General features: G+C 67.6%; 18 protein-coding genes and 2 tRNA genes. 13 read left to right on the top strand and 7 right to left on the bottom strand.

Annotation, left to right across the window (positions count from 1 at the left end; translation table 11 throughout):
- Positions 1 to 137 precede the first annotated feature (137 nt).
- The 3 genes from JOF55_RS07815 to bluB all read right to left on the bottom strand — a co-directional run bounded on the left by JOF55_RS07815 (position 138) and on the right by bluB (position 2,611).
- Positions 138 to 210, bottom strand: a tRNA-Arg gene (locus JOF55_RS07815).
- 107 nt (positions 211 to 317) lie between these two features.
- Positions 318 to 1,808, bottom strand: a complete 1,491-nt coding sequence (locus tag JOF55_RS07810) for a GGDEF domain-containing protein (RefSeq protein ID WP_310271799.1) — start codon at positions 1,806 to 1,808, stop codon at positions 318 to 320.
- A 122-nt stretch (positions 1,809 to 1,930) separates the two neighbouring features.
- Entirely contained in the window at positions 1,931 to 2,611 is a 681-nt protein-coding gene (gene bluB, locus JOF55_RS07805; RefSeq protein ID WP_310271794.1) for a 5,6-dimethylbenzimidazole synthase, read from the bottom strand.
- Positions 2,612 to 2,740: 129 nt separating this feature from the next.
- Here bluB and JOF55_RS07800 point away from each other — a divergent pair, with 129 nt between their 5' ends.
- The 7 genes from JOF55_RS07800 (at position 2,741) to JOF55_RS07770 (ending at position 9,601) form a co-directional block, all read left to right on the top strand.
- Positions 2,741 to 3,433 (top strand): response regulator transcription factor, encoded by a 693-nt coding sequence (locus JOF55_RS07800; protein WP_310271791.1) that lies wholly within the window; start codon positions 2,741 to 2,743, stop codon positions 3,431 to 3,433.
- A complete protein-coding gene (locus tag JOF55_RS07795; RefSeq protein WP_310271788.1) occupies positions 3,430 to 4,869 on the top strand; it encodes a sensor histidine kinase in 1,440 nt (479 codons plus the stop codon). Before JOF55_RS07800 ends, JOF55_RS07795 begins: the two co-directional genes overlap by 4 nt.
- A gap of 161 nt (positions 4,870 to 5,030) precedes the next feature.
- The gene (locus JOF55_RS07790) at positions 5,031 to 5,846 is read left to right on the top strand and encodes a DeoR/GlpR family DNA-binding transcription regulator (RefSeq protein ID WP_374727420.1); all 816 of its coding nucleotides are present in this window, start codon (positions 5,031 to 5,033) and stop codon (positions 5,844 to 5,846) included.
- Positions 5,843 to 6,925, top strand: coding sequence for a galactose-1-phosphate uridylyltransferase (gene galT, locus JOF55_RS07785; RefSeq protein WP_310271782.1), 1,083 nt, complete (start codon positions 5,843 to 5,845; stop codon positions 6,923 to 6,925). The genes JOF55_RS07790 and galT overlap by 4 nt, the downstream gene beginning before the upstream one ends.
- A gap of 119 nt (positions 6,926 to 7,044) precedes the next feature.
- Positions 7,045 to 8,550, top strand: a complete 1,506-nt coding sequence (locus JOF55_RS07780) for a trypsin-like peptidase domain-containing protein (RefSeq protein WP_310271779.1) — start codon at positions 7,045 to 7,047, stop codon at positions 8,548 to 8,550.
- Positions 8,551 to 8,775: 225 nt separating this feature from the next.
- Complete coding sequence (locus JOF55_RS07775) at positions 8,776 to 9,276, top strand: MogA/MoaB family molybdenum cofactor biosynthesis protein (protein ID WP_374727419.1); 501 nt, start codon at positions 8,776 to 8,778, stop codon at positions 9,274 to 9,276.
- Between the two features lie 127 nt (positions 9,277 to 9,403).
- Positions 9,404 to 9,601, top strand: coding sequence for a hypothetical protein (locus JOF55_RS07770; protein ID WP_310271773.1), 198 nt, complete (start codon positions 9,404 to 9,406; stop codon positions 9,599 to 9,601).
- A 62-nt stretch (positions 9,602 to 9,663) separates the two neighbouring features.
- Here the strand turns inward: JOF55_RS07770 and JOF55_RS07765 are convergent, their stop codons facing one another.
- The 3 genes from JOF55_RS07765 to JOF55_RS07755 all read right to left on the bottom strand — a co-directional run bounded on the left by JOF55_RS07765 (position 9,664) and on the right by JOF55_RS07755 (position 11,740).
- Positions 9,664 to 10,371, bottom strand: a complete 708-nt coding sequence (locus JOF55_RS07765; RefSeq protein ID WP_310271770.1) for an SAF domain-containing protein — start codon at positions 10,369 to 10,371, stop codon at positions 9,664 to 9,666.
- Positions 10,372 to 10,539: 168 nt separating this feature from the next.
- A complete protein-coding gene (locus tag JOF55_RS07760) occupies positions 10,540 to 10,938 on the bottom strand; it encodes an FmdB family zinc ribbon protein (RefSeq protein WP_310271766.1) in 399 nt (132 codons plus the stop codon).
- A gap of 145 nt (positions 10,939 to 11,083) precedes the next feature.
- Positions 11,084 to 11,740: a 5-formyltetrahydrofolate cyclo-ligase gene (locus JOF55_RS07755; RefSeq protein ID WP_310271764.1), complete on the bottom strand. Its 657-nt coding sequence runs from the start codon at positions 11,738 to 11,740 to the stop codon at positions 11,084 to 11,086.
- Between the two features lie 38 nt (positions 11,741 to 11,778).
- On the opposite strand from JOF55_RS07755, the gene JOF55_RS07750 reads away from it, so the two are divergent.
- The 6 genes from JOF55_RS07750 to JOF55_RS07725 all read left to right on the top strand — a co-directional run bounded on the left by JOF55_RS07750 (position 11,779) and on the right by JOF55_RS07725 (position 17,300).
- Positions 11,779 to 12,708, top strand: a complete 930-nt coding sequence (locus tag JOF55_RS07750; protein WP_310271760.1) for a UTP--glucose-1-phosphate uridylyltransferase — start codon at positions 11,779 to 11,781, stop codon at positions 12,706 to 12,708.
- A 58-nt stretch (positions 12,709 to 12,766) separates the two neighbouring features.
- Complete coding sequence (gene glp / locus JOF55_RS07745) at positions 12,767 to 13,990, top strand: molybdotransferase-like divisome protein Glp (RefSeq protein ID WP_310271758.1); 1,224 nt, start codon at positions 12,767 to 12,769, stop codon at positions 13,988 to 13,990.
- 47 nt (positions 13,991 to 14,037) lie between these two features.
- Positions 14,038 to 14,697 carry a GNAT family N-acetyltransferase gene (locus JOF55_RS07740; protein WP_310271755.1) on the top strand — a complete coding sequence of 220 codons (660 nt, stop codon included), beginning with the start codon at positions 14,038 to 14,040 and terminating at the stop codon, positions 14,695 to 14,697.
- Positions 14,698 to 14,911: 214 nt separating this feature from the next.
- Positions 14,912 to 15,763, top strand: coding sequence for a divisome protein SepX/GlpR (sepX, locus tag JOF55_RS07735; protein WP_310271753.1), 852 nt, complete (start codon positions 14,912 to 14,914; stop codon positions 15,761 to 15,763).
- A gap of 69 nt (positions 15,764 to 15,832) precedes the next feature.
- Positions 15,833 to 15,905, top strand: a tRNA-Ala gene (locus JOF55_RS07730).
- A gap of 267 nt (positions 15,906 to 16,172) precedes the next feature.
- Positions 16,173 to 17,300, top strand: a complete 1,128-nt coding sequence (locus JOF55_RS07725; RefSeq protein WP_310271750.1) for a formate/nitrite transporter family protein — start codon at positions 16,173 to 16,175, stop codon at positions 17,298 to 17,300.
- Positions 17,301 to 17,382: 82 nt separating this feature from the next.
- Here the strand turns inward: JOF55_RS07725 and scpC are convergent, their stop codons facing one another.
- Positions 17,383 to 18,894, bottom strand: a complete 1,512-nt coding sequence (gene scpC, locus JOF55_RS07720) for a succinyl-CoA:acetate CoA-transferase ScpC (RefSeq protein ID WP_310271747.1) — start codon at positions 18,892 to 18,894, stop codon at positions 17,383 to 17,385.
- Positions 18,895 to 18,989: the final 95 nt, after the last annotated feature.

Genomic DNA, 18,989 nt, shown 5'->3' with positions numbered 1-18,989 from the left:
AGTACGTACTCGGAGCATGCGATTTCTGGATATGGCCCGTGTCAAGAGCTCGCGCGTCGAGATCAACGTCGCCACCCGGACAGCCCTGATCGAGCACGGCACCGGGACTGCCCCGGCTGTGTTCCTCGCGGCCTAGGCGCCCCCGGCAGGATTCGAACCTGCGACACCCGCTTTAGGAGAGCGGTGCTCTATCCCCTGAGCTACGGGGGCACGTGCGAGTCACGGCCGCAGCGGACCCGCAGCGGCTCCGACCGTGCTTTGTACAGTACCGGTCGGAAAAACGTCGGCGACACCCGGCCGGGCACACGGCGCAAGCCCTACCGGTTGGGTGCGGGCCAGGGCGGACCGGGGGGCTGCCGGTCGACCTCGATGCGGTTGCGTCCCGCTTGCTTGGCCCGGTACAGCGCGACGTCGGCCGCGGCGAAAAGATGGTCCAGCTCCGCGGGCCCGGCGGCGACGCCGATGCTCGTCGTCGGCAGTTGTTCGGTACTTCCGAGGACGAGCCGCCAGTCGTGGTCGTCCACGGCGGCTCGGATCCGTTCCGCGACGATCGGCCCGGCCTCCTTCGAATCCTCGGAGGCGTCCACCAGCAGGACCACGAACTCGTCACCCGCCCAGCGGCAGATCAGGTCATCGGTGCGGCACTCGCGGCGCAACAGGTGCGCGAGCTCCTGGAGAACGACGTCGCCGGCCGAGTGCCCGGCCTCATCGTTGATCTCCTTGAACCAGTCCACATCGATCAGCACCAGCCACGGCACCCGCCCCTGTGCGGCGGTCTGTTCGAGCAGTCCGGGAGCTCGGCGCTCCAGTCCGAGGCGGTTGGTCAGGTTGGTCAGCGGGTCCCGGAGCACCGCTGCCTGCGCGGCGGTGGCTATCTGCTGAGCCTGTACGGCGGCGCGTCGCTGCTCCAGGGCCTGCCCCAGTCCTTCCTGCAGGAACCGGACCGTCGTGCGACTTGCGCTCAGCGATCTTCGGAGGGCTGCGGCCTCGCCGACGAGATCGTCGAGTTCCTCGCAGACCATCGACAGATCCTGGGCGAACCGCGCCAGCAGCAGCATGTCCTGGATCTTCTCCGCGCAGTCCAGCGCGCGACTGAGGAAGGTCCGTGCGTCCTCCGGCCGCCCCTGCTCCCGGCGGATCAGGCCCAGGACCCACATGGCGAGCGATCCGCTCAGCCAGTCCGCGGCTTCCTGGCTGAGCCGCAGTGCCCGCTGTGCCCGGCATTCGGCTTTCTCGGTCTCACCGGCCCCGGCCAGGGCACGTGCGCCACCCGCGAGCACACTCCGGCGGATCAGGTCGGCCCGGACCAGTGGTAGCGCTTCCTCGTACAGCTCCCGCGCGGCTGCGAACTGCTCTTCCGGGTCGACCTCATCGGAACGCGCGGTTGCCCGGAACAGCAGGGCATGGGCCTTGCGCTGCAGGCACTGTGCGAGCGTGTCCGGGTCACCGGCATCCCGGGCCACCTCGACCGATCGTGTCATGAGGTCCAGCGCCGAGGACCGGTGCCCGATCGTGTCCAGCAGGGAACCGAGCATGCCGATCGTCTGGGCCGCTGCCACGCCGGTCGGCTGTTCGTTGTCGAGTTCGGTCCAGCCTTCGGCGGCCAACTCCAGCGCGGCCGGGATCCTCCCGAGTCGCCAGGCGTTCAGTGCCCGGTGGGCCAGGACCGTGGAGCGGTCCCACTCCTCACCGACGGCGTTCGTCGCGGTGGCCGTCACCTGGTCGAACAGTTCGGCGGCCTCGTTGAAACGTGCCGACTCCAGCAGGAGCCGCACCCTGCGGTCCTGCTCGGGGATCTGCCCCGCCATCACCGGAGTCTCGTGCAGCACAACGCCTCGCAGTCGCTTCTCCCGGCAGCCCGCTCCAGGCACTACCCGTTCTGGGCTACCCGCTCGGTAACCTGCCGGACACGTGCTGTTCGAGGTACAGACTACCGGCTGAAGTCGTGTCGGTACTTCTCGTCGTGGACGACGTCCTCGAGTTGCAGGCGCTTGCGCCAGCCGTGGCGCTCCAGGTCGGGCGTGTCGGCCAGTGAACGCACGGGGCCGAGACACAACCAGGCGACCGGGCGGACGCCGGAGGGGATGTCCAGCAGGCGCCGCAGGAAATCCTCCCGGTAGAAACTGACCCACCCCACGCCGAGCCCTTCGGCGGTCGCTGCCAGCCACAGGTTCTGGATCGCCAGGCAGACCGAGTAGAGCCCCGCATCGGCGATGGCGTGCCGTCCGAGCACCTCCGGGGCACCGCGCTCCGGGTCATAGGTCACGGCGATGCACAACGAGGACTCGACGACGCCCTCGACCTTGATTTTGGAGAATGTCTCGGCGCGCTCGCCGCTGAGCTGGGCTGCGAAGACACTGCGTTCGGCGAGGACGTGCTCGCGGAAGGCACGACGAGTGGAGTCGTTGCGCACGACCACGAAATCCCAGGGCTGGGACAGCCCGACACTGGGGGCGCTGTGCGCGGCGGTCAGCACGCGCCGCAGAACGTCCGGTGCGATCTCCTCGCCGGTGAACTCCGACCGCACGTCCCGGCGGCGGTTCATGACGTCGTAGAGATCCGTGGAAGGTGCTTCGGAAGTGCCCCGTGGTGATCGTCCGGCAGTAGTCATCGCGGACCATCCTGCCCGGTGCTTCCGCGGTCGTCATAGCGGCCCGGCACAGACGCGAGCCTGCTCACGTCCCGCCAGAAGGGGACCGGCTCTCAGGTGGTTCTCAGGGCATCGCGTAACACTGGGCGTATGCGCATCCTCGTCGTCGACGATGACCGTGCCGTGCGAGAGTCCTTGCGGCGGTCGTTGCAGTTCAACGGCTACCAGGTCGAACTCGCGACGGATGGTCAGCAGGCACTGGACCAGCTGGTGGACCAGCGGCCGGACGCGATGGTTCTCGACGTCATGATGCCCAGGGTCGATGGTTTGGAGGTCGCCCGCAGGTTGCGCAGCACCGGCGACGACCTTCCGATCCTGGTGCTCACGGCGAGGGAGGCGGTTTCCGACCGGGTCGCGGGCCTCGACGCCGGGGCCGACGACTACCTGCCCAAACCGTTCGCTCTGGAGGAACTGTTGGCGCGCGTCCGCGCCCTGCTGCGCAGGACGGGGCCACCGGAGGTCGGGGAGCAGCGCCCCGAAGCGCTGCGTTTCGCGGACCTGGAGCTGGACCCGGGAACCAGGGAAGTCCGCAGAGGCGAGCGGGCGATCAGCCTGACGCGGACGGAGTTCTCCCTGCTGGAACTGCTCATGGCACATCCCAAGCAGGTACTGACCCGCAGTCGCCTGCTGGAGGACGTGTGGGGGTATGACTTTCCCACTTCCGGCAATGCCCTGGAGGTCTACATCGGTTACCTGCGGCGTAAGACCGAAGCCGAGGGGGAGACACGCCTGATCCACACCGTCCGCGGAGTGGGCTACGTGCTCCGGGAGACACCGCCGTGACCACACCCGCACCACCGCCGCCCGACCTGATCAGCATTCCGGCCGGGGAGCGCGATACTCGTCGGTGGCAGCGTGTCTCCCTGCGCAACCGTGTCACGTTGCTCGCGGCGTTCTGTGTGGCCGGAGTGGTCGCTCTCGTCTCGGTGGGGGCGTTCGTCACCGTGCGCGACAGCCTCTACCAGCAGGTCGACAACAACCTCATGCAGCGGGCCAGTCAGGCCGTGTCGGGGCCTCGGGTGCTCGGGCCGGACCTGCGGTCGGTCCCCGCGGCCTTCTACGCGGCGGCGAACCTGAAGATCAGCCTGGTGCGGGCCGACGGCACGGAGATCACCGGTCCGGGCCAGGAGCCACCGTGGGGTCCGGCCGAGCTGGCTGTCGCGCGGGATCAGCAACCATTTTCCCTGCGTACCGATGAGGAGACCAATAGCAGGGTGGTGGCGATTCCCGCGGCCGAGAACACGGCGCTGGTGATGTCGCAGTCCCTGGAGCCGACCAAGGAGACACTTGCTCAGCTCAGCGTGGTGCTGGTCGTCATCGGCGGCGCCGGGATTCTGCTCGCCGCGGCGGCGGGAACGGCCGTGGGGCGCACTGCCCTGCGTCCGGTGCAACGCCTGACGGCGGCGACCGAACGGGTGGCACGCACCGGTGAACTCCGGCCGATCCCCGTCAGTGGTGATGACGAGCTGGCACGCCTGACCATGAGCTTCAACAGGATGCTCGGTGCGTTGGCCGAGTCCCAGGAGCAGCAGCGTCGCCTGGTCGCCGATGCGGGCCATGAACTGCGGACGCCGTTGACCTCGCTGCGCACCAACCTGGAGTTGCTGATGGCCTCGGACCGACCCGGTGCGCCGACGTTGTCCGAGCAGGACCGCGATGAAATGTTCACCGATGTGCAGGCGCAGCTCACCGAGTTGTCCGCATTGGTGGGTGACCTCGTCGAGCTTGCCAGGGAGGACGCACCGAACGCCGTGCACGAGCCGGTGGAACTGGTGGATGTGGTGGAGCGAGCCCTGGAGCGTGCACGGCGTCGTGCGGCCGGGGCCGAGTTCGACGTGCGACTGCAGCCGTGGTCGATGCTGGGGGACGCGACCGCACTGGAGCGGGCTGTGCTGAACCTGCTGGACAACGGGGCCAAGTGGAGTCCGCAAGGCGGTACCGTCCGGATCGAGCTACGGCAGCATGACTCGGGTTTCGCGGTACTGGAGGTCGCCGACAGCGGTCCCGGCATCCCACCGGAGGACCGGCCGCACGTGTTCGAGCGCTTCTACCGATCCACGGAGTCGCGGATGCTGCCCGGTTCCGGTCTGGGCCTGGCGATCGTCAAGCAGGTCGCCGAGCGGCACGGAGGCAGCGCGTGGGCGGGTGAGGCTCCCGAAGGTGGTGCTTTGCTGCGGATGCATCTGCCGGGCAGGCCGGGATCGGAACTTGACACCTGAAAGACAACATCAGCGAACACGGTTTGTGTCCTCTTCCACAGCATGTCTCGATTTCCCCATATGAGGGGAGCGGGTAGTGTTGTTTTATGTTGACTTGTGTCAGGTAGTGATGCCAATAGACGACGGATCGATAGGCGACGGATTCGGACGGGATGAGTGGAGTGCTCGCACGTCAGCGTCAGGAAGTGATCCTGGAGGAGGTGCGCCGAACCGGCGCCGTCCAGGTCAGTGACCTGGTCCTGCGACTCGGTGTCTCGGACATGACCATCCGCCGCGACCTCGACGCGCTGGCCGGTCGTGGCCTGGTGGAGAAGGTCTACGGCGGTGCCACGTCGATGGTGGGACGCAGCACCGACGAGCCGGGTTTCGAGGCGAAGTCGATGCGTCAACCGGCCGAGAAGGAGGCGATCGCGCGACTGGCCGCCGGGATGGTGCGGCCCGGCACCGCCATCGGCCTGTCGGCGGGAACCACGACCTGGACGCTCGCCCGGCATCTCGATGACGTGGCCGACCTGACCGTGGTGACCAACTCGATCCGGGTTGCCGACATGCTTCAGCAGCGTGGCCGCACCGATCGCACCGTGGTCCTGACCGGAGGAGTGCGCACCCCCTCGGACGCGCTGGTCGGACCTGTCGCGGTGCGGACCCTGCGCTCGCTGCACCTGGACGTGGTGTTTCTCGGGGTGCACGGCATGGCCCCTCGGGCGGGATTCACCACCCCGAATCTCAACGAGAGCGAGACCAACCGGGCACTGGCCGAGGCGGCGAACCGGCTGGTCGTGATCGCCGATCACGCCAAGTGGTCCACGGTGGGGATTTCCACCATCGTCGGGTTGGACGAGGCCGATGTGCTGATCAGCGATGACGGGTTGCCCGAGGAAGCCCGCCGTGTCCTGGGCGAACAGGTAGCCGAATTGACCATCGCCGAAGCTCCCGGTTCCGGAGAGGCCGTGTCGGAACAGGAAAGTGAACTGTGAGACGTACTGCGCGGAACCTGGCCGATGGCCGGGAGATCATCTACTTCGACACCGATCCGCACGCCCCGCCGCGGGTGGCCGAGGACGCTCGTGATCTGCCGGAGCAGGCTCCCGCCTCGGAGATGCGGCGGGATCCGCTCACCGGTGAGTGGGTGGCGATGGCCGCTCACCGCCAGTCCCGGACCTACAAGCCCCCTGCTGATCTGTGCCCGCTGTGCCCGAGCAGCCCGGGACGACTCAGCGAGATACCGGAGTCCGACTACGACGTGGTCGTGTTCGAGAACCGGTTCCCGTCGTTTTCCGGGGGGATCGAGGGAGGGGCCGGGACCGTGGACGGGACGGGCCTGGTCCCGTCGGCGCCCGCGCAGGGCCGGTGCGAGGTGATGTGCTTCACTTCGGAGCACCACACCTCGTTCGGCAGACTCGGTCACAGCCGGGTGCGCACGGTCGTGGACGCCTGGGCCGACCGCACCTCCGCGCTTTCCGAGACGCCCGGAGTCGAACAGGTCTTCTGTTTCGAGAACCGGGGCGAGGAGATCGGTGTCACGCTGCACCATCCGCACGGGCAGATCTACGGCTATCCGTTCGTCACCCCCAAAACCGAGCGAATGCTGCGGGTGGCGGAGGACTACCGAGCCGAGCACGGCAGGCACCTGCTCGGAGATGTGCTCGCTGCCGAGCGCGCCGCGGGCGATCGGGTGCTCGTGGACTCCGAGTACTGGACGGCGTTCGTTCCCGCCGCGGCACGGTGGCCCGTGGAGGTGCATCTGCTGCCGCATCGGCAGGTCCCGGACATCCCGGCGTTGACCGATGCCGAACGCGATGACTTCGCGGCCACGTACCTGGAGGTCCTGCGCCGCCTCGATGGGCTCTACGATCGCCCGCTGCCCTACATCGCCGCCTGGTACCAGGCACCGGTCCGCACGGGCCGGGAGCTGTCCTGGCTGCATCTCGAGGTGTTCTCGGTGCTGCGGGCCTCGGACAAGCTCAAATACCTGGCCGGTTCCGAGTCCGGTATGGGAGTGTGGATCAACGACGTGACTCCGGAGCGGATCGCCGAGCGACTCCGGGCGATCTGATCACCCACCCGCTGAGGGTAGGTATCATTACGGTGAGTCATATCTGGATCGTTCGATGGAACTTTTTCTCCACAGCCTGATCTCAGGCGGCTCTCAGACCCATGACGCAGAGTGGAGCCATGACGGAAAACACCCCAGGGCCCTCCGGAGACACGCCGAGGGATTCCGATCAGCAGGCAGAGAGTGCTCCGCAGCAGGGCACGCCCGGTGACATGCCCTCTGCCGGGGAGTATTCCCAGTCGACGGAACAACAACCCTCCGCCGCTGCGGAGCAGCAGTCGGACCTGCAGGCAACGCCGGAACAGCACCCGGCGCAGTATCCGCACACGGCCCAGCAGTACCCGCAGGGTCAGCCGTATGCCTCGGGCTCGCCGTACGCCCAGGTCCACTATGGACAGCAGCAGTATTCCCCGGGCCAGTACGGCCAGGAGCAGCCTGCTCAAGGACCGTTTCCTCCGGGGCAGTACGGCCAGGGGTGGCAGCAGGGTCAGGGCGGATACCCACAGCCGGCGAACGCAACGCAGACGCTGCCCCGAAGCGGGCGCGGCGGAAAGGGCAGGCTTGTCGCGGGGGTGACCACCCTGGCGCTGGTGGCAGGCCTGATCGGCGGTGGTGTCGGTAGCTTCGCCTGGAACCAGCTCGGTGGTTCGGGCTCGGGCAACTCCGCCGTGACCGCGCTCGACGCGCCGCCACCGGCCAGCAACACCTCCGATGCCCCGGCAGGATCCGTCCAGGCGGTCGCCGACAAGGTGCTGCCGAGCGTGGTCCAGATCCAGGTGCAGACCATGCAGGGGCAGGGTTCCGGCTCGGGCATCATCATCAGCCAGGACGGCTACATCCTCACCAACAACCACGTGGTGCAGGGTGGCCAACAAGGCCGGATCGCCGTGCGGCTCAACGACCGCAGGGTGCTGTCCGCCGAGGTCGTCGGTACGGCCCCGAAGTCCGATCTGGCGGTGCTCAAGATCGATGCGACCGGCCTCAACCCCGCCGAACTCGGTCGATCGGGCAATCTGGAGGTAGGGGCATCGGTGGTGGCCATCGGCTCGCCCTTCGGACTGTCCGGCACCGTCACCAGCGGCATCATCAGCGCCAAGAACCGCCCGGTGCGGGCAGGCGGAAGCCAGGGTAGCCAGTCCACTGTGATCAATGCTCTGCAGACCGACGCCGCCATCAACCCGGGCAACTCGGGTGGCCCGCTGGTGAACATGAACGGCCGTGTGGTCGGCATCAACTCGGCGATCTACAGCCCCAGCTCCGGACGGGGCAGTGCGGGCTCGGTCGGACTGGGCTTCGCGATCCCGATCGATCACGCGCGACGCATCGGCCGGCAACTGATCGAGACCGGATCGGCCGAACAGACCACGTTGGGTGTGCGGATCACCCCTGCGGACGGCATTTCCGGCGCTCGCGTGGTCAAGGTCGATCCCGGTAGCCCGGCGGAGCAGGGCGGTGTCCGTGCCGGGGACGTCATCACCAAGGTCAACAACCGGGTGATCACCAGTGCCGACGAGTTGATCGCGGCGATTCGTTCCCACGCGCCGGGTGATCGGGTGACGTTGACGTTGACCGATGGCAACGGCGGCAACAAACGCACCACCCAGGTCACCCTGACCGGCAAGTAAGGCTAGCGATGATCGCAGGCGGCCCGGCATGTGCGACCATCCTGGCCGGACGCGCTCTCCGCGCCCGGTCGGGAATGATCCCAGTCCACAGCCCGAGGACAGGAAGAAACCGAGAGCATGGCGAATGGACCAGGCAGTGTGATCTCCCACCCCACCAGGGGTGGCGACGATCCCTCCGACTCACTGGATCTGACCGACGAGACGCAGACGACTACGGTAACCGGCATGGAACGCAGCGCGCAGCGGTTGGGACGGGCTCTCGTGGTCGTCGTGGACGACAGGGCCGCGCAGGGTGAACAGGAGGACAGCACCGGTCCGCTGGTGACCGAGCTACTGGAGGAAGCCGGATTCATCGTCGATGGTACCGTCGCGGTGGCCGGTGAGACGGTCGATATCCGCAACGCGTTGAACACGGCGGTCATCGGCGGCGTCGACGTGGTGATCACGGTGGGCGGTACCGGCGTGTCCCCGCGCGATGTCACTCCGGATGCGACGTCGGGCGTTCTCGACCGGCCGATTCCGGGTATCGCCGAGGCGCTGCGGGCCTCCGGGCTGGCAGCCGGGGCGGTGGACGCCGGTGTTTCCCGGGGGCTCGTGGGGGTGTCCGGCAGCACTCTGGTGGTGAACCTCGCCGGATCCCGAGCGGCTATTCGCGATGGCATGGCGACGTTGACTCCGCTGGTGACACATGTGATCGAGCAGCTCTCGGGGCTGGAATCGGCCTGATCCGTTTCCCGGTGAGGGGAGCGTGCGGCATTCGTGAGCATCCCGTGGCCGGTGCCCCGCTCCCTGCACCGGCGGGTGGAGCAAGGTGTTCCGCTGCTGCCCGCGCCTTTCGAGGACAATGGTGCTCGTGACGGATCGTCGAGACGGTAATCAACACGGGAGCAGTCCCGACAACACCGGCCACCACCGTGCGCGCAAGCTCACCGAGGTCTTCGGAGACATTCTCCCGGAGACCACCTCGGACGACCGTGTTGTGGGCGAGAACGGGGAAAGCGAATCGGAACGCTGGTACCACGAGAACCGTCCGCCGCATCACGGCTCCTGAAGCAGTGAGCCCGGCGTGTGGCGGTACTGCTGCCCCTGCCGGTGTGCCGGGTCGGCGCCGCGTCAGCGCAGGGTCACGGTCACCGACCGGGTGAGTGTGGCCGAGGCAACCGCAGCGGCCCGCTTCTGCGGAAGCCCCACCACGACCAGCTGTTCCCGATCATCGAGATGTGCCCCGCCACGGCCGCTCCCGGTGGAGTGCACCGCAAGCACCGGCACCCGTTCGGCCAGGACCTCGGGTTCGCCCGGGCGCGTGGCAGCGGCGATGACGTCCACCTCGCGTCCCGCGTGAAGCAGCTCGGCCACGGCGGGATCGGCCGGTCGGATCGCCACGGCGGCGTGGTCGTCGCTCCCGGTCGTCACCCTGGTCAACGACTTCCCCACGAGACGGAGATCGGTCAGAATCCCGCCACGGCGCATCGCGCCGGCCAGTACCCGTCCCCTGATGGACTCGGTGTCGCGCAGGGTTCCGGCAGGAACGAGAGTCTTCGGAACCGTCCGCACCCGGACATCGTCGGGAGCCAGCGCCGTGCCCGCTGCGAGGTCGCGTGCCGCGACCAGTACCGACGTCTCGGCCGCAGCGGAGCCGGGATGTGGACGCAGTGCCAGGACACCGGCAACCAGGATGAGGGCGACCGCTGCCACTCGGCGAAGGAGCGACATGCGGACGCCGTGACGGCTGTGCAGGATTCCCCGCAGCCGGTCCCGCACGGTCACGTCGAGCCGGAGTCCGTTCCCGGTGTTGTGCGACTGCGGCGTCTTGTGCGACATGAGGTCTCCCGCCTCCTCCGGTGTTGATCCGGATTCGAAGGTAAGGCGGGGTTACCCGGATTACGGGAGTCCACTGAGACATCTGTGGACAACTCCGCATCCTGGGGACAACCGGCTGCGGTCATCCGGCCGATGGCCTCGGGGTCGACGGCCCCGGGGCCGCACCGGTCAGGACGCGGCGGCTGCCGTTGTCTGCGAGCCGGACGAACCGGCCGACGAGGAACCGGTCGACGAGGATCCGGTCGACGAGGAACCGGAACTCGACGAGTCGGCGGACGAGGAACCGGAGCCTGAACCGCCCGAGTCGTTCGAGGAGCTCGCGGAGCTCGGGGAATCGCCTGCCGAATCACCGGAGGAATTCGGCGAGCTCGACTCGCTGGAGGTGGAGCCGGAACGGCTGTCGGTGCGGTAGAAGCCGCTGCCCTTGAACACGATGCCGACCGCGGAGAACAGCTTGCGCAGCAGTCCGGTGCACTGCGGGCACTCGGTCAGGGAGTCCTCCTTGAAGGACTGCACCGTCTCGAAGTTGTGCCCGCATTCGGTGCAGGCATACTGGTAGGTGGGCACGGCCCTCAACCTCCGGAGATCACGTGGGCACTCGTAGTGCAGTCATCCGTACTGCAGCTAGTGGCACTGACGGTTGGCACTCACGCCATACGAGTGCCAATACAATAATGCGTTACATCAGGTGGCCAGCGCAAACAGGTGTGTGTCACAACGGAAGCGGCACAACCCCCCGCTCCGGGGTCAGCACGGCGCTCATCCGCACGTCATGGGCCTCCCCGGGCAGGTGGTCGACGAACTCGTGATCGCTGACCACGGCGATCAGTTGCGCCCGCGAGTCCGCCAGCGGCAGTGAACGATCGTAGTGCCCTCCGCCCCGTCCGAGCCGGGTTCCGTTGCGATCCACCGCGAGCGCGGGAACGAGAACGACGTCGGCGTCTCCGAGTGCTGTTTGACCGAGGTGCGTGCCCGCGGGCTCCAGCAGCCCGTACCGGGCGGAGCGCAGCGACTCCGGACCGGTGTACTCGGCCCACTCCAGCGGTTCCGCACCGACCACGATCGGCAGGAGGACGCGGCAACCGTACTCGCGGAGACCGTCGAGCAGGTCCGGTGAGCCCGGTTCGGAGCCGATCGGAACGTAGGCGCACACGGTGACGGGAGCGCTGTTTCCCGGAGCGCTGTCTCCCGGAGCACGGCCTGCCGGGCTGCTGCCGGACGGGGAGCTGCCGCCGATGTGCTCCAGTATCGATGTGCGTAATGCCGCCGCCTCGGCCGAGCGCGTCCCTTCCGTCTTCTCCGTGCGCTCGGCCAGCAGGCGGGTACGCCACTGCTTCTTGCGGGTCACTTCTTCGGGCGAAAGCGTCACAGCGACGAACGATAGCCAACGTCGCTAAGCTCGCGGCCATGAGTAGCCCGACAAGGACGCCACGGGGTACGTACCCCGCCGCATTTCGGACCGCCATTGTGCCCGCCGCCGGCCTGGGCACTCGATTTCTGCCGACGACCAAGGCGGTGCCCAAGGAGCTGCTTCCTGTCGTCGACACCCCGGGCATCGAACTCGTGGCCGCCGAAGCGGCCGAGGCGGGAGCCGACCGGCTCGTCATCGTCACCTCCCCGGACAAGCAGGCTGTGACCGAGTACTTCCGTCCCCAGCCCGATCTGGAAAAGACCTTGGCGGAGCGCGGTAAGGACGAGCTGCTGAACAAGGTGCGGCGAGGACCGAACCTGCTCTCCGCCGAGACCGCGTTGCAGGAACAAGCGTTGGGACTGGGCCATGCCGTGGGGTGCGCCGAACCGAACCTGGCCGGCTCCGAGGAGGCCGTCGCCGTCCTGCTGCCGGACGATCTGGTCTTTCCCACCGGGGAGGAGGCCGGAGTGCTGACGCGGATGGCCGAGATCCGTGCCCGGCATGGCGGCAGTGTGCTGTGCGCGTTCGATGTGCCCCCCGAACAGACACGGTCCTACGGCATCTTCCGGGTCACCGACACCGATGAAGACGACGTCAAAACGGTGCACGGAATGGTCGAGAAGCCCGCTCCGGAGGACGCGCCGTCGAACCTGGCCGCCGCCGGTCGCTACTTGCTCGATCGGGTGGTGTTCGAGGCGTTGCAGCGGATCGAACCGGGTGCCGGAGGCGAGCTGCAGCTCACCGATGCCGTAGCGTTGCTGATCTCCGAAGGACATCCGGTGCATGTCGTGGTACATCGAGGTGGGCGACACGACCTGGGAAATCCTGGCGATTTCCTGAAAGCTGCGGTGGACTTCGCGCTGGAGAATCCCGAGTACGGGCCGGGCCTGCGGGACTGGCTGAGCCGGCGGTTGAACGAGCGGTGAAGCCACGCTGGTTTTCGCACGGTCACGGTCCGGTGTGCGCCGGAAGAGGTCGACAGCCATGAGGTCAGTGGACGAGCAGCTCGCACGCGTTCTCGGGGCCGCGGTGCGGCCCTCGCCGGTTCGTGTGGCGATCTCCGAAGCGCAGGGGATGCTGTGCGCGGAGGAGGTCGTCGCCGAGCGGGCATTGCCCGGATTCGATCAAGCGGCCGTGGACGGCTATGCGGTGCGCAGCGTCGACGTTCAGCACGCGGCCGAGGAGCCTGCCGTGCTTCCCGTGGTGGGCGAGATCCCGTCTGGGTCGCGGCAACCGCGTCGTCTGCAACCCGGTCAGGCGGTGCATGTGGTCACCGGTGCACCGATGCCCACCCTGGCCGACGCGGTGGTGCCGCTGGACCATACCGACCGGCATCCGGCCAAGGTCACGGTGCGTCAGGCGGTGCCGTCGGCGGCGTTCGTCCGCCGCACGGGAGAGGACGTGCAGGCAGGCGATGTGGCCGTGCGCCGGAGCTCCTCCATCGGAGCGGCTCAGGTGGGGCTGCTCGCGGCCGTCGGCCGCAGCAAGGTGCTGGTGCACCCACGGCCGAGGGTCTCGCTGATCTCGGTCGGTGATGAGCTGGTCGACATCGACCGCACACCTGGTCAGGGCCAGGTCGTCGACGTCAATTCCTACGCACTGGCCGCCGCGGCGAGAGATGCCGGTGCGGACGTGACGCGGGTCGGCATCGTCAGCACCGATGCGAAACGGCTGCGCGAGGTGGTGGAGGGGCGGCTGCTGCTGTCCGAGATCGTGGTGATCGCCGGTGGCGTGGGCGGGTCGGACGGTGCCGACGTCCGTGCGGCCTTGGCCGAGCTCGGTGATCTCGACATGGCCCGAGTGGCGATGCACCCCGGATCGGTGCAGGGGATGGGGCGCCTGGGACCGGATGAGGTTCCGACCTTCGTGCTGCCCGGCAATCCGGTGAGTGCGCTGGTGGTGTTCGAAGTGCTGGTGCGGCCGCTGATCCGCGCTGCGCTGGGCAAGCCCAATCCGCATCGGCGGAGGATTTCGGCCGAGCTGCTGTCTCCGGTCAGTGCTCCGCACGGACGCCGTACCTTCCTGCGCGGCCAACTTCTGCGTGATCCGAACAACGAGACCTACCTCGTTCAGCCGGTCGGTACTTCGGGGACCCACCTGCTCGCCTCGTTGGCTGAGGCGAACTGCCTGATGATCATCGACGAGGAGGTCACCGAGGTCGCCGAGGGAGAGAGCGTCCCGATCAGCTTCCTGTCCCAGCGGGTGTGAGCGGTGCGCCGTAAACGGCAGGAACGACGAACGGGTGCGGTGAACCTATGGATGTGCTGCCCTCGGACGCAGGCGGGCGTCACCCGGGCTGGCCTGCCGAGTTGGGACCTCTTGTGGTCGTGGCGGGCGAGGTCGCATTGCGTCCTCCCCGGTTGCGGGACGGCTCGGCATGGAGCAGCACCCGGCTGCGTGATCGAGGATACCTGCAACGGTGGGAGCCGACCCCCGTCGGCGACTGGCAGGAACGCAATTCGGTGCTCGCCTGGCCCGGCCAGTGGAACGCGCTGCGCAGTCTGGGCCGGAGTGGGCAGGCCCTGCCGTTCGTCATCACCGTCGACGGGCGTTTCGCCGGTCAGATCACCGTCGGCAACATCGTGCGCGGGGCGCTGCGCTCGGCCTGGATCGGTTACTGGGTCACCGAGCACGTGGCAGGCGGCGGAACCGCCACGGCGGCGGTCGCCCTCGCCGTCGATCATGCCTTCGGTCCGGCCGGGCTGCATCGTTTGGAAGCCACGGTCCGGCCGGAGAACATCGCCAGCATTCGGGTCCTGGAGAAGGCGGGTTTTCGCCGGGAGGGTCTCTTCGAGCGGTACCTCGACGTGGCGGGGGCGTGGCGCGATCACTACGTCTACGGGCTGACGACGGAGGACGTTCCGGAAGGTGCGGTCTCGGTGCTGGTCCGTGCGGGGCGCACCAGTCGACCCTGAGTCGGTTCGGGTGGACCGGCCTGCCGGGCAGCAGCCGGCCAGGTGGTGACCGCTGCAACCGGCGAATGGCGGATCCGATTGCTGCGAACGCAGTATTTTCACCGCGACGCGGAACGTCATGGGTTCGGCGTGGCTCCAAGACAGGCATGATCGATGTGGCTAGCGTGGTGATCGCAGGTGTGTGCTGCCGTTGGCCAGGGGGAGGTGGCGAGGCGTGCTCAGCTCGTTGATCTTTGTTGCGCTGGCGGTGGCCTGGCTGGTCGTCCTCGTGCCGATGTTCGCCCGCCGCCGCCAGGAGGTCGCGCACACCACCGATTCCGCGCTGGCGGCGCGCGTGGTGCGTCGAGGTGGCGGCCGGCGTCCGGCGGCGTCCGGTAGAGCGAGAACCACAAGGGTCAAGGAGGCGTTCGCAATGCCTGACACCGACCGGGATGACATGGACGAGGGCGAGATGACCGACGTCGACCCGGAGGTCGACCCGGAGGTCGACGCGGAGATCGATGCGGGGGACGAGTACACCGAAAACGGCCAGTGGCGTCGGGTCTACAGCGATGACGCCCGTGCGGGGCGTCGATACCGCCCGGGCCGGGGTGGTTTCGATCCGGAGGCCGCAGCGCTCGCCGCGCGGGCCATCTACGCCCGTAGGCAGCGAATCGTGTTCGGCATGCTGCTGACGGCGGTGGCCACGGCGGTGCTCGCCGCGCTGGTCTGGTCGGTCGCCTGGTGGTTCCACGCGCTCGTCGATGTCGCGCTCGTCGGATATCTGACCTACCTACGCAGGCAGGTTCGGATCGAGGAGGATGTCCGAGCGCGCAGGCTGGCTCGTCTCTCGGGCGAGGCCGACCCGGAGTTCGACGAGTACGAGGACCCGGAGTCCTATGACGGGGTTGGTGAGGGCGGGCACGCCGACGAGCCCGGTGGGAAGTACGGCCACGGTGCCTCCCGTGAGGTTCCACCTGCGTACTCGTCCCACGCGGTCGCCCTCGACATCGATGACGAGGATCCGATGTTCGACGAGTTGGACGAACGAACCTGGGAGCCGTATCGCCGCGCCGTGGGCGAGTAGGAGGGCCGAACCGAGGGGGGTGTCGTCGGGTGCTTTCGGGGCTTGCTAAGCTGGTCCCGCACTCGGCAAGGGGCTGTAGCGCAGTTGGTAGCGCGTCTCGTTCGCATCGAGAAGGTCCGGGGTTCGATTCCCCGCAGCTCCACAACATCAATACAGGGTGTTCCTGCAGCGAAGGACACACACGAAGATCCCCTACATGAGCAGCGTGGGGGATCTTTTCGTGCCGCCGGAAAGTAAACGATGACCCACGAGAAGCCGAACAGGCCGAAGGTCGGCGCCGTCCGGCGTCGAGCTGGCTCGGGGTGATCGGGAAGGTGAAGGTCGGCACGGGTGTTTCCTTGTTACTGAAAGCCCTGGCGGTGTGCACGGATACGGCATGTCGACATCTCGGAAGACTTGAGGAACACCGATGGCAACTGAGTCGGGGCGGTTGACCGCGCGCGAGATCTACGAGCGGGTCCTTGACGACGCTCGTTCCGAACTGAACCGCACGGCCAGCGCCCTCGGTTTCTCCGGGCTTGCCGCCGGTCTGTTCATGGGGCTCACCGGGCTGGGAGTGTCCGGAACACTCGCCGCCCTGCCCGGTGACGGAGGCGAGTTCATCGCCGAGCTGCTCTATCCGCTGGGATTCATCGCAGTGGTCATCGGACGGGCTCAACTGTTCACCGAGAACACCCTGTTTCCCGTCGTGCTCATCCTCGAAGAGCGTCGCCACCTGCCTGCCACGTTGCGACTGTGGGTGGTCGTGTTCGCAGCCAACGTGCTCGGTGCGCTGACCTTCGCGGCGCTGGCGACCGTCACCGGCGCGCTGCAACCCGCGGTGGTGGCCGAATTGGTGCAGTTGGGCGTCAAGGCCGTGGATCAACCGCTGGTGAGCGTGTTCACCAGCGGCATTCTCGGGGGATTGCTGATCGCTTTGATGTCGTGGCTGGTCACCAGTGCCCAGAGCACGATCGGGCAGATCGCCGTGATCTGGCTGATCACCTTTCCGGTGGGCTTGCTGGGATTGGCTCACTGCATCGCCTCCAGCGGCTACATCCTGGCCGCCACCCTCGCCGGCGCCACCTCGCTCGGGACGTACGTGATGTGGCTGGGTGCGGCCACTGCAGGCAACATCATCGGCGGTGTGCTCCTCGTCTCGTTGCTCAACTACGGACAGGTTCGTGCCGGAGCACAGATGAATCGCCGCCGCGCGCGACGCCTGGCCGAGAACGAGGCCGTGTTCTCCCGCCTCAGCGAACGCCTCCGGCAGCGCTCGTCGGCCAACGGCGAACCCGAGGGCATCGCGCAGTTCAGGTGCGAGTGTTCCACTTCCAACTGCACCACCGAGATCACGATGAGCGTCGACGACTACCGGCACCTGCGCAGCCATTCCCGCTGGTTCGCGGTGGTCAGCGGGCACCAGACTCCCGAGATCGAACCCGTGGTCGAGGAGCACCACGACTACCTGATCGTGGAACGGAACGAGAAGGCGGGAGAGCCGATTCTCCGTCCTCGCCCCTGGCGGAGAAGTCCCTGGGTGGTACGTCGGAACTGAGCCGCGCCGAGCGGATGGATCCGGCCCTCGGTGCGGACACCGAACGGCCGAATCCATCGAGCCATCGGTCGATTCCGGTGGCTCATGTGCGCATGGTGCCTTCCTGCAGGTATTTCCGGTGCCAGGACAGGGATTCGTCGAGTAGGTGCGGGGTTTGGCCACCCTGGGTGGCGTGCAGTGACCGTTCGTAGTAGTCCCGCAGTGCGGGTCGGAAGTCCGGGTGTGCGCAGTGCTCGATGATCTTCCTGGCCCGCTGTCTCGGTGCCAGGCCACGTAGATCCGCCGCACCTTGTTCGGTGACGATGACGTCGACGTCGTGCTCGGTGTGGTCCACGTGCGAGACCATGGGCACGATGGCCGAGATGGCGCCGTTCTTGGCTTGGGACGGTGTGATGAAGATCGAGGTGTAGGCGTTGCGGGCGAAGTCTCCCGAGCCGCCGATGCCGTTCTGGATTCTGCTGCCCATCATGTGCGTGGAGTTGATGTTGCCGTAGATGTCGGCTTCCACGGCACCGTTCATCGCCAGGCAACCCAGGCGGCGCACCACCTCGGGATGGTTGCTGATCTCCTGGGGGCGCAGCAGGATTCGGTTCCGGTAGGTGCCCGCGTGCTTGTTGAACCGGTCAACCGCGGCGGGGCTCAGCGAGAACGCGGTCGCCGAGGCCATGCGCAGTGTGCCCGAGTCGATCAGGTCCAGCATCCCGTCCTGGATGACCTCGGTATAGGCGGTGAGCCCGGAGAAGGGGCCCTCCCGGAGACCGGCGAGCACGGCGTTGGCGACATTGCCCACCCCGGATTGCAGTGGTAGCAGGCTCTGCGGGAGCCGCCCGCACCGCACCTCCGAGGTGAAAAAGTCCAGTACGTGCTCGGCGATGTCGCGCGAGACCGCGTCCGGTTCCTTGAACACGGTGTTGCGGTCGGGTGCCTCGGTCTCGACCACGGCGGCGATCTTCTCGGCCGGGCACTCCAGGTACGGTGCGCCGATACGGTCGCCGGGACCGGTCAGCGGGAGCGGCTGCCGGTTCGGCGGCAGCGCGGTGCCGTTGTAGATGTCGTGCATGCCCTCGAGCTGCTCGCTCTGCCAGGAGTTGACCTCGAGGATCACCCGGTCGGCCTGCTCGATCCAGGTCTTGTTGTTGCCGATCGAGGAGGAGGGAATCAGCTTGCCGTCCTCGGTGACCCCGCTGACCTCGATCACGGCGACATCCAGCGGCCCGAGGAATCCCTGCCGGACCCGCTGCGCCACGTGCGAGAGGTGGATGTCGATGTAATCCATCCGGCCGGAGTTGATCTTCTCGCGGCTGACCGGATCGGACTGGTAGGGCAGTCGTAACTCGATCCCCTCGGCTTCCGCGAGTGCCCCGTCGAGTTCGGGAGCCGTGGAGGCACCCGTCCACAGGCTGACCTTCATGGGGTCTCCCTGGGCGTTGGCCTGCGCCAGGCGCTTGGCCAGTGCCCCCGGCACCTCTTTCGGGTAGCCGGCGCCGGTGAATCCGCTCATGCCGACGTTGGCTCCTGCGGGGATCAGTTGTGCCGCTTCGTCGGCTTCCACGATCCTGTCCGCCAAGTGCCGGTTTCGGACCCTGCTGGGCATGATGCCTCCACTCCCGCGAAATCCGCCCCTGCTGTCCATGGTCGGAATTGCTCACCTTGCTGCTTGCGTTTTTCGCCGCCAATGCCCGGTTTCTC

This window comes from Haloactinomyces albus (genome assembly GCF_031458135.1).
In the GTDB taxonomy this organism is placed as follows: Bacteria; Actinomycetota; Actinomycetes; order Mycobacteriales; family Pseudonocardiaceae; genus Haloactinomyces; species Haloactinomyces albus.
The sequence above is the reverse complement of the archived record's forward strand: the minus strand, read 5'-3'. Positions and strand labels throughout refer to the sequence as shown.